The sequence below is a fragment of the Lysinibacillus sp. NPDC056185 genome, from assembly GCF_047737915.1.
In the GTDB taxonomy this organism is placed as follows: Bacteria; Bacillota; Bacilli; order Bacillales_A; family Planococcaceae; genus Lysinibacillus.
Map to the genome: position 1 here is coordinate 16,931 of NZ_JBLLLQ010000012.1, position 16,501 is coordinate 33,431.

Genomic DNA, 16,501 nt, shown 5'->3' on the forward strand with positions numbered 1-16,501 from the left:
AATATCTTTAATTAATACTCAACTCTAGCATCCTGAAATGCCTAGACATTACTTGAAACAACTAGGTAGAGACGCCAGTCATTTTTTCATTTGGCTGTCAGGAATCGATGTCTCTTATGTCTTCACGTTCATAAAACAGATTGCCAAATGTTTTGGGACCCGCTTCTTTTCACATTTGCCATGCGGTGAAAATATAGCGCGTAAAAACAATTATCGTATAACTGATGAGCAAGTCATAAGAACGTCCTTGGCCGAGTTTTAAAAAGCTGAATAGCTGATAACACAACAGGTTTATAAGGATTTTCTTGCTATGAAAGTTTAGTAACTAATATTACTTTTTATGGTGTCCTATTTCCTTGAGCTAGGTGGCAACAATATGCGCCAATTACCTTCTTGATTTTGGATTTAAAGCATCTTTTAATCCTTCTCCAATAAAGTTGATCGACAAAATAACTAGAGTAATAGCCGTTGCAGGTGGTACCCACATCCAAAGCATATTTTTCAGTACCTCTGAGTTTCTAGCCTCAAATAGCATATTGCCCCAGCTCGGAGTATCAGCTGGTACACCAAATCCTAAAAAGCTTAAACTAGACTCAGCAACGATTGTTACAGCCATTAATAATGTTGCTTGTACAATAATCGTCGAAGCAACGTTTGGCAATAAGTGCTTGATAATTATTTTTGAAGGTTTACAGCCGATTGATTGAGCTGCTAATATATACTCATTTTCTTTTTCAGCTAGCACCCTACTACGCACAATCCTTGCAACACTTCCCCAGCCTAAAAGTGAAATAACAATTATTAATGTCCATAAACCAGATATTTTTCCAGTAAGGATAGTATTTAAAACAATAACGAAAACTAAAAATGGAAACATTAACACGAAGTCAGTAAATCGCATTAACATTTGATCTATTTTCCCTCCAAAATACCCTGAAATAGCGCCAACAGCTGTTCCGATTATTACAATAAAAATCATACAGCCTAACCCAACTGTTAAAGATGATCTACCAGCGTAGAGCATTCTAGTAAAAACATCTCGTCCATTCGTATCTGTTCCTAACCAATGCTCACTTGATGGAGGAAGACTAATTTTCATAAAGTCGACACGTACAATGTCTTTTGTTGTAATATAAGGAGCTAAAAAAGATAAAACGATAACTACTAATAAAAAAATTAGACTAATCATAGCTAATTTATTTTTAACAAACTTTCGTCTAGCTATCATCCATGGAGAGGGGCTTTTTTTCGGTGTTTTTGGAGATAAAACTTCTTGATCAGTTACCAATGTCATAATTTCCCCTCCTTAATCTAGTCTAATACGTGGATCTACTACACCATATAGTATATCCGCTATCAAATTCCCAAAAAGTGTTAAAAACGAAAGTAGCATAGTTATCGACATCATGACTGCATAATCTCTTCTTCCAACGGACTCTAAGAAGAGTGCGCCTATTCCTGGATAAGTAAAGATGGTTTCTGTTATTACCGCACCACTAATTAATGTTGCAACATCAAAGCCAAGAAACGTTATTATTGGAATAATAGAATTTCGTAAAATATGTTTGTTATATATTTTCGACTCTTTTGTTCCCTTTGCTCTCGCAGTTCTTACAAAATCTTTCCTACTATTTTCAATAATGTCATTTCGTAAAAATTGTGTATAGGACGCTGTTCCCATTAATCCTAAAATAAGTGCCGGTAATAAAACATGGTGCATCCTACTCATGTAGTAACCCCAAGTTCCCTCCCCTATGCCTACACCAACGGAACCACTAAATGGAAACCATCCTAGCTTAAAGGAAAAGAAATAAATAGCAACAATCCCTGCAACAAACGATGGAATGGCTAAAGCTAAATAATTATAAGTTGCAATTAAATTATCTCCGAGTGTATAAGGCTTTCTTCCAGCATACATTCCCATAAAAAATGCAAAAATGTACGTAAAAACTAATGATGTTAACGCTAAAAATATTGTATTTGGTATTCGCTGAGCAATAATCTCTGCAGCCGGTTTTTTATAAACAGTAGATTTCCCGAAATCCCCTTGTATAAATTTACCTACCCATCTACCATATTGCACGATAATCGGGTCATTATAGCCTAATTTTTCTCTCATTTCTTCGATGTATTGTGGATTCGTATTAGAAGGATTGATTTCACCAGCAAATGGATCCCCTGGCATCATTTTCGCTAAAAAGAACACCACCACAGAAATAAGGAGTAACAATGGAATCATGCCAAGAAATCTTCGAAGTGTGTATTGAAGCATGTGACGTCTCCTTATCTAGAAATTTACTAACTAGGTCCAATTCATGAAGTGGACCTAGTTAGTAGGCTTAATAATTCTTTGTAAGTTTACAATTTATTCCTCGATATACCATTTATAAACATCTGTTTGGAAACCAACAGCGTTAATATGAACACCTTGTAGTCGATTATTAATGCCATATAAATCCATGTTTTCCCATAATGGTAGAGCTGGTAATTCTTCATTGAAGTATTTTTGCCATTCCACATAAGTTTGCTTACGCTTATCTTTGTCAAATGCTTCTTCACTTAAGCCTTTATCTAATAATTTTTGGTTCTTAGCATCAACATAGCGACCGTAGTTCCATTCTGCATCGTTCCCCCATAATCCAGATGGGTCAGGATCTGCACCTGTACTCCAAGAACCGAAGAATGCTTCTAATGCAGCATCATCATTATCTTTCATATCATTATATAAGTTAAACTCGATTAAAGTACCAGTTGCTTGTTCTGTTTTCACTCCAATATCATTCCAAGCTTGAATAATCGCTTGTGAACGACCCTCAAAGGCAGCAGGACCGGCATAGTGACCAAATGAAATTTTAAATGGCTTACCTTTAGGATCTTCTACAAAGCCATCACCATCAATATCTACATAACCTGCAGACTTAAGAAGCTCTTTAGCCTTTTCTGGATTGTATGCATATTGATTTAAGTCAGATTCCTCTGCAGCAGTCCAGAAGGAGCGTGGAATCACAGTATTTGCAACATTAGCTTTTCCTTCTAAGAAAGCATCGATCATTGCTGGACGGTTAATTGCGTATAATAGTGCTTGGCGCAATTCTTTTGATTTAAACTTATCAAAATCTGCTACATTTTTAAGAGTAGCCTTATCACGATGACCAAAACGAAGACCGATATACGAGTAAGCTACACCATTCGTTTCTTCAATACGTACATTTTTCAATGCTGACAATTCTTTCACAGCTTGTGGTCTAATATCCATGATGTCAATTTCTCCGTTTTGGAACGCACCAGCTGCCAATGATGGGTCAATTACTTTTACAATCACCCCATCAAGCTGCGGCTTGCCCTTCCAGTAATCATCAAAACGCTCTAATTCAGAATATTCACCGTCTACAACCTTTTTCACTTTAAACGGCCCTAAGCCAACAGGATTTGCACGAACTTGTTTCGAATCGCTTAAATCTTTAACAGCAATACCTTCATAATGTTTCTTTGGCATTGGATTAGACCAAAGATTTTCTAAATTATTAATTTTCACTTTTTCAAAAGTAATTTTCACAGTATATGGATCAACAACTTCGATCCCTGCGATTTTGTCAGCTTTCCCTTCTTTTTTTGCTTTTGCGCCTTTAATATTTTCTACATAATTGAATCGTGGACCATCGTAATCCTTATCAGCTAGTGTCTCTAATGCAAATACCCAGTCATCAACTGTTAACTCCTCACCATTGTGCCATTTTACACCTTTCTTAAATGTAAACGTATAAGTTAATTTATCCTCACTAATTTCCCAAGTTGCTAAATTTGGAACATACTCTAAGTCATCATTTACAGTGTAGATAGCTTCCGTTGTAAAACCTTGGATATAGCTATCTACAATACTTCCATTAAAGGCTGGATCAAATACACCTTCAGGCGCTTGGTCGGTACCGAAAGTTACAACCTTATTTTTTGCTGTTTCACTAGTCTTTGTGGAATCACCTTTATCTTTTTCCTTATCTTTGTCAGTTGTCGAGTTGTCGCTATTACACGCTGCTAAAAACAAAGCTGTTACTAGCATTAGCATGAAAGCCCATAATGCTGATTTTTTCATTGTTTATCCCCCCGTGAATTTTATTTTGAAAATAATTAACACACTATTTTCTTATTATTTTTTAATATAAATGGCATGCAACTCTATGCCCCCGCTTCACCTCCTTTAAGGTTGGTTTAGATAATGAACACTCTGCCATCGCCTTTGGACAACGTGGATGGAAAGGGCACCCCTTAGGAGGATTAGCCGGACTAGGGATATCCCCCTCTAATACGATACGGCTACTCTTTTTCCTTGGATCAGGTACCGGGATTGCAGAAATTAACGCTTGTGTATAAGGATGAAGTGGTTCATCATAAATATGTTCTTTATCTGCAATTTCCACAATGTTGCCTAAATACATAACACCGATTCGATCACTCATATGTTTTACAACACTTAAATCATGAGCAATAAATAAAAATGTTAAGTCAAACTCATCCTGTAACTCTTTTAGCAGATTAAGAACCTGAGATTGCACAGAGACATCTAATGCTGAAACTGGTTCATCCGCTATAATTAGTTTTGGTTTAAGTGCAAGTGCTCTAGCAATACCAATCCGCTGACGCTGTCCACCTGAAAATTCATGCGCATATTTGTAATATGCATCTTCGGGTAAGCCAACTTTTTGTAAAAGCTCTAAAACTTCATTTTTTAAGGATTTAAGTGATTTTTTATAGTAATTCATGATTGGTTCAGCTATGATACTACCTACCATTTGCATAGGATTTAATGATGCATAAGGATCTTGAAACACCATTTGGATATCTTTCCTTATTTCTCTTAATGATTTTCCTTGCAATTTTGTAATATCATGACCATTAAAAATAACTTTTCCTTCCGTTGCGTCTAACAATCTTAAAATCGTACGACCTGTTGTTGACTTTCCACAGCCAGATTCGCCTACTAACCCTAATGTTTCACCATTTTTTATGGCAAAAGAAATATTATCAACTGCTTTAACATGTCCAATCGTATGTTTGAATAATCCACCTTTAATCGGGTAATAGGTTTTTAAATTAATTAGCTCCAATAAATTTTCTTTATTATTTAAAGTTTGATTCATATTGTTTGCTCACACCCTTTCTAGAATTACAGCCTTCATAAAGTAAACAAGAGACTTCATGATTGTCATCTACGAAGGTAAGCTGCGGCATAACACTGCTACATTCAGGCATCGCCGATGGACATCTATCAACAAAACGACAGCCTACTTGAGGCATATTTTTTAAAGAAGGTACAATGCCTTTAATAGTAGCTAACTCATTTACTTCTGTATCTATTCTCGGAATAGATTCCATTAAGAGTTTCGTATATGGGTGTTTGGGATTGTAAAACAAGTTATCAACAGTTGTTCGTTCTACGATCTTTCCAGCATACATAATAATTACTTCATCACATATTTCCGCGACTACACCTAAATCGTGAGTGATCAGTACAATAGACATGTTATTTTTCCCCTGAATACTTTTCAATAAATCTAGTATTTGGGCTTGAACTGTTACATCAAGTGCAGTAGTTGGTTCATCCGCTATTAAAAGTCTAGGCTGACAAGCAATAGCGATAGCAATCATTACTCTTTGCCTCATACCACCTGACAATTGATGAGGGTATTCATTCACAATTTTTTCAGCTCTTGGAATGCCAACCTGTTTTAACAAATCAATCGCCTTACTTCTAGCCTCAGCTTTAGACATTTTACTATGATTAAGCATAATCTCTTCAATTTGTGAGCCTATAGTAAAAACAGGATTTAAGGATGTCATAGGTTCCTGGAAAATCATACTAATATCATTTCCTCTAATTTTATTCATCTCGTCGTTCGAATAGTTCTCTATGTTTTTCCCATGGAATCTTATTTCACCTCCAGTGATTTTACCAACTCCTTTGGGAAGTAATTGCATAATAGAAAGAGACATTACACTTTTTCCACAACCTGATTCACCAACCACTCCAATGATCTGACCAGATTTAACTGAAAATGAAACATCATCCACTGCATGATATAGCTCCCCGTCTATATCAAAACCAGCTTTAAGGTTTTTCACTTCTAACATTAAGCTCATTTTATATCACACCTTTTAAGAGTTTTTACTTAACTACTGTTGCCAATGTATTGAGTTAGATGCTGCATGTTAAGCACTATCTTTTTTACATAAAAATTACATTTAGATATTAAGTTCATCAAAAATAATTTATTTCAAAATCATTTCAAAGTATAAAATCATCAATTTAAAAGAATATCAATCTCAACTCCACAAATAATTTTCGCGCAAATCCCAAATGAAATAATATTCTGATAATTAAGTGTATTATCATTTTAGCTAGAAATAATACATTTAATCAAGTGAATTTTTACATTTCTTATATTCTTATATACAAATTAATCCATACAACTATTCCAATTTCACTCAATAAATTTGTTTTTTTCTTCAATGAGTATTTTGTTGACTTCCCACTTTATCGGTTTAAAGTATTACTTTTTTATTATGACAATATAGCAAATATTCATTTATTCCTTATACTTTTCCTCATAAATTCTACATTTATTCGGATTAGGTTTTTAGATGAATTTTAGCTGTAACCGTAACGTGTGATTGATTTCCATTCCGACCGGGTGCTTTGCTGAGGATGTCCGATTGCGCTACAGGGTCTCACCTATAACGCTGATCCCATTTTTTACATTTCACCACTTTCACATCTTTTCCCTAATAACTATTAATAAATAATTTTTTCTATTAACACATCAACGCCTTAAAGCTAGAATTATTACAGAAGACAAATAATTTAATTCAACTATTTGTTACGGACTTCTCCTTATTTTTTTGTAAAAAATAAATTAATTTCTCGACGGACATTTGAAGTTACACAAACGTAAAAAAGCCGTAGGAAATTCCTTTTAAGGAATTTGCCTACAGCTTTACACACTCTCACACTTAACTATGTGCTATTTAGTTTTTTAATGGAGCATCAGCAGTTAACTCGATATCTTGATATTGAGTTTCATTTGCATAGTCAACATTATAGTTTTTAACACGTTTATTAACTGGAATAATCTCAGTAATTGCTACAGTTGGAATTGTTGTAGCTTGTTCAAACATATACTCTTCGAACTTTCGGAATGCTTCTTTTCGATGATTTATATCTAAAGATTCTTTAGAATCAATATCATCTAAAATTGCAGTTAATTCAGGTGATACAAAACGTGAGTAGTTGAATAATGCGCCCTCACCATATAATCCTTTTGGAGATGGATTTGTTCCTGTACTCCAAGCACCAAAGAACATTTCAATCTCTGGATCATCTTTTTTAAGTTTATCACTAAATGAGTTAAACTCCATTAGACGTCCAGTAGCCAATTCAACATTGATGCCTACCTCTTTCCAGTTTTGACGGTAGTATTCAATCGTAGATTCTAGTACCTCAGTACCACCTTGTGCACCTAATTTGATTGTAAATGGTTTACCATCTTTGTCTTCACGAATACCATCGCCATCAACATCTTTATAGCCTGCTTCATCTAATAATTGTTTTGCCTTTTTAGCATCATATGTGAAGCCTGGCATATCTTTTGTATGGAATGATGCGAATGCCGGAGGAATTAACGTTGTCGAACGTGTATGAATACCATTACTTAATTTTTCGTTAACGCCTTCTACATCGATTGCATAGGCTAATGCTTGACGTAATTTTGGATCATTTAATTTTGCATTTTTATCTGTTATATTAATTCCTTTTGCTTTATCAAATTTACCTAGCTTAAAGCTTAAATAGTTATAAGCTAATCGAGGACGCGATAGAATTGATAAGTTCTTAGAATTTTCAATTTGTGTAATCTTTGAACCTGGGAAACCATCAACTGCTAGGTCATAGGTTCCTGAATTTAATGCCTTCGGTAATGTCTCTGGGGAAACTACTTTTATTACAACCCCATCAAGTTTAGGTTCGCCCTTCCAATAATTTTCATTTTTAACGAATTTCACAGACTCACCATTAACAATTTTATCGAACTTGAAAGGCCCTAAAGTTACTGGATTTACACGCACTGCATCAGAGCTTATCATTTCTTTCACTGGAATATCTTTTAATTGATGTTTTGGTGCAGCTGAACTCCATAATCCATCACCACCGCTGTAAATTGCTGGTGAAATTGATTTAAACGAAATTTCTAATGTATAATCATCTACTCGTTTTAAACCTGAAATTGTATCAGCTTTCCCATCATGATACTCTTTAGCACCAATAATATTTTGGAAATCATCATCGTAACGCACACCTTCATAATCAGGGCTACCGATAATTTCATAAGGGAAAATAACATCGTCGATTGTAAATGGCTCTCCGTCAGACCATTTTACATTTTCACGTATTTTTACAGTTGCTTTATTTGCATCTGCGTCAACCTTTAGACTTGCAAGACCTGTATCTGTTAGTAAAAAGTCACCGTCATTATCAAAAAGAATGTTACTTGCAAATTTCATAATCGCTGAATCATTGGTATCTGAGGAGAATTCTTGTATAAAAATACCTTTGAACGGTGATGTACTTGGTAAAGCTACTTGTAAAACGCCACCTTTAATTGGTTCTCCTTCATTCTCTACTTCCATTGGAAAACTACGAGATGATTCAGTTTTCTTTCCAGAATCATTACCACCTTTTGAATCAGAATCCTTTGAAGATTCTTTGCCTCCTCCACTACATGCCGCTAGTGCTAAAACTAGTGTCAATAGTAAAGTTAAAAGAAAATAACTTTTTTTCTTCATTTACCCTTCCTCCTTAGCCTAATCGTTGTCTTGAGTCAGCCGCACGTCGTAACGCTTGACCAACATAATTTATACCAAGCATCATTACTAAAATAAATAATGCTGCGGGTAACCAAATCCACCATTTATCTACTAAAATCTCAGGATCTCTTGCATAGCTTACTAGGGTACCTAAACTTGGTGTTGAAGGTGGTAAGCCATACCCTAAAAATGAAAGCCCTGTTTCAGCACCCATATTACCAGCTAAACTTAATGTTAAGTTAACAATAATAATGGAGCTTAAGTTTGGTAGAACTTCTCTAAACATAATTTTAAAATCACTTGTACCCATCGTTTTTGAAGCACTTACATAATCTCGACGAGCTTCAGTTAATGTTTTACTACGTATTAACCTTGCCTTCCCAATCCAAGCAAACATACTTAATAATATGACGATGTGGATTGGTGAATATTTCTCTAGCGTTGAAACGATAGCAATCGTAATCATAAAACTAGGTAAAATCATAATGAAATCCATAATTCGCATAATAACAAGATCAACTTTACCTGCGTAATAGCCAGTGATTAAACCGATAACAATACCGATAACTGCTGCAATAATCGTAATACATATAGCAATAATTAAAGAGTTTTTAGCTCCGATAATTAATTGTCCAAAAATATCGCGCCCGGCGTCATCTGCACCTAAAATATATCCATCAACACCTGGCTCCGCAAAGCGACCTAGTAATTTAACTTTCATTATTTCGTCTACATCAATAATAAAACTAGCAATAAACACTGCCGCTATTAATAATATTAAAAATATTAATGAAAACATCGCTAATTTATCTTTTTTAAACTCACGCCAAACGACTTGGAAACCTACTGCTGGGCGATGTTGTTCTTCTAATTTTTTCTCTTCTGTTTTATCCATGTAAAGTCACCTCTATTCTTTGCAAGTTAGTCGATACGTATTCGTGGGTCTACGATGCTTAAAATAATATCTGATAACATACTTCCAAGTAACCCCAAGAAACCATACAACACGATAAGTGCTGTAATTACACTATAGTCACGACTCGCAATTGAAGACATGAATAGTTCTCCCATACCTGGATAACTAAAGATTGTTTCAATAAAGATTGTTCCGCCTAGTAAACCTGTAATAGTGAACCCAAGACCCGCCGCAATCGGAATTAATGAATTACGGAAAATGTGTCGTGTATATACTTTATTCATTGGTAAACCTTTACTGCGTGCTGTTTTAACATAGTCTTGGTTTTTAGAATCAATAATTTCTGAACGTAAATATTGAATGATTGTATACGTACCCAAAACCGCCATCGTAATAGCAGGTGTAATAATATGATACAATTTATCCCAATAGTAAGATAAAGTACCTTTTTCAGTTAATACATTTACTGAACCTGATGTTGGAACCCAGCCTAATATATAGCCGAATACATAAATTAAAATTAAACCAAAGACGAACGGAGGTATTGCCATACTTAAAAAGTTATAAAACACAATTCCTCGGTCTAATCGAGAATCTTGATAACGACCTGCTAGAAGCCCTAATGGAATTGCAATTAAATACGTTAGTATCATTGCAACTAATGATAAGTAGAAAGTATTGAGTGCACGTTCACCAATAAGTGATGTTACACTACGTTGATATGTGTAGCTTTTACCTAAGTCGCCATGTACTGCATTTGACACCCATCTAGCATATTGTTGATACCATGGGTCGTTTAAGCCTGCTGCTTCGCGTAATTCTTCAATACGGTTAGGATCTGTCTCTGGTCCCATTAAACCTGTAAATGGATCGCCTGGCATTAGCTTAGCAATGATAAACACTAACATACTTAAAATAATAATTTGTGGAACCATGATGATGACTCTTCGAAGAACCGTTTTCCACATAATCACATTCCTCCTTCAATCGACGCCAATGCTACGGCATGTGTATCTGAAATTGATTGTAAAGGATAAACTTTTCCGTCTTTATCAAAAAATTTATGTTGATTTTCTTTATAATACTGACTTACTTTTAAACGCTCTTGCTTACGTTCTACACGAGTTTCAGGCTCAATATCTGGAATTGCAGATAATAAACGATGTGTATAAATATGACGTGGATCATTATATATATCTTCTCTTTGTCCTTTTTCTACGAAGCGTCCTCGGTACATAATATTGATTTCATCACACATATGCTTTACAACACCTAAGTCATGTGAAATGAATAAGTACGTTACGCCAAATTCCTCTTGTATATCTTGCATAAAGTTTAAAACCTGCGCTTGTACAGATAAATCAAGAGCAGAAACAGGTTCATCTGCAATTATTAATTTGGGGCGACATGCCAAAGCACGTGCAATACCCAATCGTTGCTTTTGACCACCAGAAAATTCATGAGGATATTTATATTGGGCATCCTCTTGCATTCCAACAATCGCCAAAAGTTCGTTAACTCGTTTCCGTTCTTCCTCTTCACTTAAACGCAGGAAATTTCGAATAGGCTCTGCAATAACATCACGTATACGTTTTCTTGGATTCATACTTGAATGAGAATCTTGGAAAATCATTTGTACATCTCGATTAAATCCTGAATTACCGCTACGACGCATTGTCGTTACATCTTGTCCTTCATAGATTATTTGACCTGATGTTACTTTCTCCAAACCAATAATTGCCTTACCAGTTGTCGATTTACCACATCCTGATTCTCCAACAAGACCATATGTTTTTCCTCTTTCAAACTCCATACTAATGCCATCTACCGCATAAACATGATCTACAATGGTATTGAAGAAACCACCACGGATAGGATAATGCACGCATAAATCTTTAATTTGCATAAAGCTCATATTATTTTCCCTCATCCTTCTTAAAGTGAAAGTCTTTCCAACACGTACAACGAACAAAATGTTCTGGTCCAACCTCATGTAATATTGGATTTTCCTCATGGGCGCTTTCGTCAATCCACGGAACACGCGGTGCAAATCGACAACCTCCACGTGGCAAATTAAATAATGAAGGAACCATCCCATGAATAACCTCTAACTTTTCATTTACCTTATGGGATTGAGGAATAGAGTTAAGTAACGAACGTGTATATGGATGTTTAGGATTTCTAAATAATTCAATAACCGGTGCTTCTTCGACAATTTGTCCAGCATACATTACTGCAACACGATCTGCTACTTCAGCTACTACACCTAAGTCATGGGTAATTAACAAAATGCCTGACTCTGTCTCTATTTGTAATTCTTTTAATAAATCTAGTATTTGCGCTTGAATCGTTACATCTAATGCCGTTGTTGGTTCATCTGCAATAATAAGAGGTGGCTTACATGCAATCGCTGTCGCAATCATTACGCGTTGTCGCATACCACCTGATAATTCATGCGGATATTGCTTATAAATACGTTCCGGGTTATGTATACCTACTTGCTGTAATAACTCCATTGCACGCTCACGGCGTTGTGCTTCATTTAAATTCGTATGGTATATAAGCGGTTCTTCAATTTGGGAACCGATTCGCTTTAACGGATTCAGTGCTGCCAGTGGATCTTGGAAAATAAAACCGAAATCACTCCCGCGTAACTCGGTATATTGCTGCTCCGTTATATCTACCAAATTTTTACCTTTATATAATATTTCACCTTCAATTTTTGTGTTGATAGGATTATGTAACCCAACAATTGATGTAGCTAAAGTACTTTTACCACAACCTGACTCACCTACAATTGCAAGCACCTCATTTTTTCGAATGCGCAAATCAACACCATCTACTGCAGCGAAATATTCATCTGCTCGCCGAAAGCTTGTACGTAAATTATTAATCTCAATAATCATTTCATGATTATTAGTCACACGATTACCTCCCTATCAAATCAAAAGAAAAAACCAACTTTTAAAGAACCACATTCAATTTAAATGAATTTGCTTTTATTTACTTAATGTTATCACCACTGTGCATTTCAATTTTCAGAAAAATTAAAACAGTTTTATCCTTGAATATAATAAGCATCTTAATTTCATATAAATTGTTGTCATTAATAATCACTCTCATTCTCAAAATATTATTCCAACAAAAGAATTATCTGACAATTAATTGTACCATCATTTTATCTAGAATTAATATATTAAATCAAGTACATTTTTAAATTATTGTAAAAATAAATATAATTTAGACTTTACATCATAATCAAAATCATTAGAAATCGAGTCCATAATTATTCATTATTTATTATTTCATTTCTCAACACTCTATTATTTTAATAAAACAATTAATGTCAGATATTAGTTAATTATTCACAAAAAACTATTTTTATTCCCTAAAAAAACAACATAATAACATTAATAATAAATATTTATTACTTATTAAAAATAATTCATATCATAAAATACAAGTATTTCATTTTATTGAAATAATATTATCCCTCTTTTTTTCTTCAACAAAGATATACATACCTCTTAATATTTAATTGTAAATTTTTTTATTTAAGTTTCTAACTTAAATTATTTTAATCTTATGAATATTTCAAATATTCCATACCTTTGAATGGAAAATATTACGCTTAATAAACTGTAAATTATTATTTTCGGTTAAGTTGGTTTATCATTTTCGAGAAGTATAATTGAGAAAATATTGCTCTAAATGTTTTAAAATGATCAATATTAAAGATTTTTGATTTACAGTAGAGGAAGCATTTGCGATTAGCTATATAGATTTGCTCATTACTAACAATATCCGTTAGCGTGGAAGTGTCTATATTGTAAATAAAAAGAAAACAATTTATCATAAAACTATTAAAGTACTACTTCGTCTTATAAAAAAATAAAAAAGAATAGGTGAAAATGTATACATATGAAAAATCGCGTAGTCCAATTACTATTTGTATTTACAATTGCGGCAATTATGCTCGGAGTCTTAAATAAGTCCTTTATTTCCTTATATACCTTAATAGGCATACTATTGCCTATCACAATTATAGGAATTTCCTTCGTTATTTTTATTGAAAACCGTTCCCCACAAAGTACATTGGCTTGGTTTTTAGTATTAGCCATTCTCCCTGTTATCGGTTTACTTCTGTACTTACTATTCGGAAGAAGTCGCTGGAGAAGAAAGAAACATTTACATCGTTCAGAAGAAAAAAGGAAGTTATTCCGTGGAATTTTAGAAGGAAGAAGTTTTAATTTAGAACTCTCTTCCCCTTTAAATGAACGATCCACCTACTTGACACAAGTTATCCAAAAATTTGGCGGTGGTCCTGTTGCAAATGAAACAGCAACAAAACTCTTAACAAATGGTGATGAAACGTTTACTGAAATCCTACAAGCAATTGAAAATGCTACACATCATATTCATATTCAATACTATATTTATCGATCAGACGAAATCGGTACAACGATTCGAGACGCCTTAATAAAAAAAGCAAAATCTGGCGTGATCGTACGCTTTCTTTTCGATGGACTCGGCAGTAGTAAATTACGTAGACGTTTCTTACAACCAATGAAAGAAGCAGGAATTGAAGTAGTTGAATTTGATTCTATTCTTTCACCTTGGCTATTAGAAACCGTAAATTATCGTAACCATCGGAAAATTGTAATTGTAGATGGGACGATTGGTTTTACAGGTGGGCTTAATGTCGGAGATGAATATCTTGGTCGTTCGAAGAAGTTTCCTATTTGGCGTGATAGTCATTTAAAAATAGAAGGAAAAGCATTATATAAACTGCAAGCCATTTTCCTAGAAGATTTTCTCTATGCCACTAGTAGTTTAAATACTGAGTCTTGGAATCAATTTATGGATAGCACATACTTTCCAAGTCAAGGGATTCATCAGGCAGAAGGTGCCGTACAAATCGTTGCAAGTGGACCTAGCTCAGATGATACAAGTATTCGAAATGCTTTATTGAAAATTATGAGTTCTGCAAAAAAGTCAATTTGGATTGCCACTCCATACTTCATTCCTGATCAGGAAACATTAACATTATTACGTTTGAGTGCACTTTCTGGAGTAGATGTCCGCATTTTATATCCAGGAAAAGGCGATAGCATCATTAGTGATCAAGCATCCCAATCATACTTTACACCGCTTCTAAAAGCGGGTGTCTCCATTTACCGCGTGAAAGATGCTTTTATGCATGCTAAGATTATACTTGTCGATGATGAAATTGCATCAATTGGTACAGCAAATATGGATATTCGTAGTTTTGAGCTTAATTATGAAATCATTGCGGTCCTTTATGAATCTAAAACAGTTCTGGATATAAAAGATGATTTTGAACAAGATTTTAAAGAATCCATAGAAATTACATGGGCGTCATTTCAAAAGCGAAGTATTCAAAAGCGCATGCTTGAATCACTTATGCGACTCATTTCTCCTCTACTGTAAGTTACTAAAAAATAAAAAAGGCTGTAAACATACCCGATATTGTTCGGGTATATTTACCGTCTGAAATGGTCAAGGAAATCTTTGTGAATGTTGATGTGCTTGAAATGAGGATGATTTCCATTCCAACCTACCGCTTTACTACAGGTGCGATTCATGATGCTATCGGCGGTTCTCATGTTGTTATCAGCGATTCTTGGCACTTTATCAGCGGTTTTCTCGATTTTATCAGCGATTCTCGGCACTTTATCAGCGATTGGCATTTTGGAGCATCGGACGCCCCCTGGAAAGCGCCCAGCCGGAACGGAAATCAACCCCTCGTTTTGCCGGAGAGCCATACTTTATTTAATTTGACACAATGAAAGGGTGGTATGAAAAAATTCATACCACCCTTTATTAAATCAATTATACCTCGGCATAATTGCGTCCGGAATCGACTTTGTGCTTAGGCCTGCGTGAGGGCCGACACGATGTCGGTCATTTCGGTAATGCCACAGGACGTGGCGTTTTTACCGATGCAGGTCAGTTAGCCGTTATCGCATGGATGCGATGATTTTAGACTAACATCCTTTATTAACTCCTTTTCGATTCCGTGACATCCGCCGGAGGCTTAAATTCTTTCAGCGGGTGTTTGAACACCCGCTGAAGGAATTTAAAGCTCTCCTGCTTTTAATTTCCCATGCCAGTCTTTTAAGAATGGAATATCTTCCTCTTTAATAGTGCCTGATTCATTAGCTGCTTCAATTAAATAATCGAAATTTGTTAGAGATACATATTTTATGCCTGCCTCTTCAAATGCTTGTTCAGCGCGTGGAAGGTTGTATGTGTAGACGCAAATAACGCCTAGTACTTCACAACCTGCTGCGCGTAAAGCTTCAACAGCTGTAATGGATGAGCCGCCAGTTGAAACGATGTCTTCTACTACTACGACTTTTTGACCTGCTGCGTATTTTCCTTCTATTTGGTTACCACGGCCATGCTCTTTTGCTTTAGAGCGTACATACACCATTGGTAATTCTAAAATATCACTTACCCAAGCAGCATGTGGAATGCCTGCTGTTGCTGTCCCTGCTACGATTTCTGTTGTACCAAAGTTTTCTTTAATAAGAGATGCTAGACCGTTTGCTAATTGCTTACGAATTACAGGGTCAGAAATTGTCAGACGTGTATCACAGTAAATTGGGGATTTAATGCCTGATGCCCATGTGAATAGTTCTGTTGGATTTAATTCTACTGCACCTACTTTTAACATAGCGTGTGCGATTTCATTTTGTAATGTCATAG

At 35.0% G+C, this 16,501-nt stretch carries 13 protein-coding genes; 2 read left to right on the plus strand and 11 right to left on the minus strand.

The window, feature by feature from the left end:
• Positions 1 to 385: 385 nt before the first annotated feature.
• The 10 genes from opp4C to ACMZ42_RS13295 all read right to left on the minus strand — a co-directional run bounded on the left by opp4C (position 386) and on the right by ACMZ42_RS13295 (position 12,675).
• Positions 386 to 1,294 carry an oligopeptide ABC transporter permease gene (gene opp4C, locus ACMZ42_RS13250; RefSeq protein WP_415731755.1) on the minus strand — a complete coding sequence of 303 codons (909 nt, stop codon included), beginning with the start codon at positions 1,292 to 1,294 and terminating at the stop codon, positions 386 to 388.
• A 12-nt stretch (positions 1,295 to 1,306) separates the two neighbouring features.
• Entirely contained in the window at positions 1,307 to 2,272 is a 966-nt protein-coding gene (gene opp4B / locus ACMZ42_RS13255; RefSeq protein ID WP_415731756.1) for an oligopeptide ABC transporter permease, read from the minus strand.
• Between the two features lie 93 nt (positions 2,273 to 2,365).
• Positions 2,366 to 4,090 carry an oligopeptide ABC transporter substrate-binding protein gene (opp4A, locus tag ACMZ42_RS13260; RefSeq protein ID WP_415731757.1) on the minus strand — a complete coding sequence of 575 codons (1,725 nt, stop codon included), beginning with the start codon at positions 4,088 to 4,090 and terminating at the stop codon, positions 2,366 to 2,368.
• A gap of 61 nt (positions 4,091 to 4,151) precedes the next feature.
• Positions 4,152 to 5,135: an ABC transporter ATP-binding protein gene (locus tag ACMZ42_RS13265; protein WP_415731758.1), complete on the minus strand. Its 984-nt coding sequence runs from the start codon at positions 5,133 to 5,135 to the stop codon at positions 4,152 to 4,154.
• Positions 5,116 to 6,135, minus strand: coding sequence for an ABC transporter ATP-binding protein (locus ACMZ42_RS13270; RefSeq protein ID WP_415731759.1), 1,020 nt, complete (start codon positions 6,133 to 6,135; stop codon positions 5,116 to 5,118). The genes ACMZ42_RS13265 and ACMZ42_RS13270 overlap by 20 nt, the downstream gene beginning before the upstream one ends.
• 885 nt (positions 6,136 to 7,020) lie before the next feature.
• The gene (locus ACMZ42_RS13275) at positions 7,021 to 8,832 is read right to left on the minus strand and encodes an oligopeptide ABC transporter substrate-binding protein (RefSeq protein ID WP_415731760.1); all 1,812 of its coding nucleotides are present in this window, start codon (positions 8,830 to 8,832) and stop codon (positions 7,021 to 7,023) included.
• A gap of 13 nt (positions 8,833 to 8,845) precedes the next feature.
• Complete coding sequence (locus ACMZ42_RS13280; protein WP_415731761.1) at positions 8,846 to 9,748, minus strand: ABC transporter permease; 903 nt, start codon at positions 9,746 to 9,748, stop codon at positions 8,846 to 8,848.
• A gap of 26 nt (positions 9,749 to 9,774) precedes the next feature.
• Positions 9,775 to 10,737, minus strand: a complete 963-nt coding sequence (gene opp4B / locus ACMZ42_RS13285) for an oligopeptide ABC transporter permease (RefSeq protein ID WP_132357499.1) — start codon at positions 10,735 to 10,737, stop codon at positions 9,775 to 9,777.
• A gap of 2 nt (positions 10,738 to 10,739) precedes the next feature.
• The gene (locus tag ACMZ42_RS13290) at positions 10,740 to 11,684 is read right to left on the minus strand and encodes an ATP-binding cassette domain-containing protein (protein WP_415731762.1); all 945 of its coding nucleotides are present in this window, start codon (positions 11,682 to 11,684) and stop codon (positions 10,740 to 10,742) included.
• A 1-nt stretch (position 11,685) separates the two neighbouring features.
• Positions 11,686 to 12,675 (minus strand): ABC transporter ATP-binding protein, encoded by a 990-nt coding sequence (locus ACMZ42_RS13295; RefSeq protein WP_415731801.1) that lies wholly within the window; start codon positions 12,673 to 12,675, stop codon positions 11,686 to 11,688.
• 1,015 nt (positions 12,676 to 13,690) lie between these two features.
• Here ACMZ42_RS13295 and ACMZ42_RS13300 point away from each other — a divergent pair.
• A complete protein-coding gene (locus ACMZ42_RS13300) occupies positions 13,691 to 15,220 on the plus strand; it encodes a cardiolipin synthase (protein WP_415731763.1) in 1,530 nt (509 codons plus the stop codon).
• A gap of 83 nt (positions 15,221 to 15,303) precedes the next feature.
• On the plus strand, positions 15,304 to 15,579 hold the full coding sequence (locus ACMZ42_RS13305; RefSeq protein ID WP_415731764.1) for a hypothetical protein: 276 nt from the start codon (positions 15,304 to 15,306) through the stop codon (positions 15,577 to 15,579).
• Between the two features lie 290 nt (positions 15,580 to 15,869).
• Here ACMZ42_RS13305 and pyrE read toward each other — a convergent pair whose 3' ends face one another.
• Positions 15,870 to 16,499: an orotate phosphoribosyltransferase gene (gene pyrE / locus ACMZ42_RS13310; protein ID WP_370075295.1), complete on the minus strand. Its 630-nt coding sequence runs from the start codon at positions 16,497 to 16,499 to the stop codon at positions 15,870 to 15,872.
• Positions 16,500 to 16,501 lie beyond the last annotated feature (2 nt).

Coding starts and splice junctions, on each gene's coding strand:
- opp4C (WP_415731755.1), bottom strand. CDS start 1,294: ATGACATTGGTAACTGATCAAGAAGTTTTATCTCCAAAAACACCGAAA.
- opp4B (WP_415731756.1), bottom strand. CDS start 2,272: ATGCTTCAATACACACTTCGAAGATTTCTTGGCATGATTCCATTGTTA.
- opp4A (WP_415731757.1), bottom strand. CDS start 4,090: ATGAAAAAATCAGCATTATGGGCTTTCATGCTAATGCTAGTAACAGCT.
- ACMZ42_RS13265 (WP_415731758.1), bottom strand. CDS start 5,135: ATGAATCAAACTTTAAATAATAAAGAAAATTTATTGGAGCTAATTAAT.
- ACMZ42_RS13270 (WP_415731759.1), bottom strand. CDS start 6,135: ATGAGCTTAATGTTAGAAGTGAAAAACCTTAAAGCTGGTTTTGATATA.
- ACMZ42_RS13275 (WP_415731760.1), bottom strand. CDS start 8,832: ATGAAGAAAAAAAGTTATTTTCTTTTAACTTTACTATTGACACTAGTT.
- ACMZ42_RS13280 (WP_415731761.1), bottom strand. CDS start 9,748: ATGGATAAAACAGAAGAGAAAAAATTAGAAGAACAACATCGCCCAGCA.
- opp4B (WP_132357499.1), bottom strand. CDS start 10,737: ATGTGGAAAACGGTTCTTCGAAGAGTCATCATCATGGTTCCACAAATT.
- ACMZ42_RS13290 (WP_415731762.1), bottom strand. CDS start 11,684: ATGAGCTTTATGCAAATTAAAGATTTATGCGTGCATTATCCTATCCGT.
- ACMZ42_RS13295 (WP_415731801.1), bottom strand. CDS start 12,675: ATGATTATTGAGATTAATAATTTACGTACAAGCTTTCGGCGAGCAGAT.
- ACMZ42_RS13300 (WP_415731763.1), top strand. CDS start 13,691: ATGAAAAATCGCGTAGTCCAATTACTATTTGTATTTACAATTGCGGCA.
- pyrE (WP_370075295.1), bottom strand. CDS start 16,499: ATGACATTACAAAATGAAATCGCACACGCTATGTTAAAAGTAGGTGCA.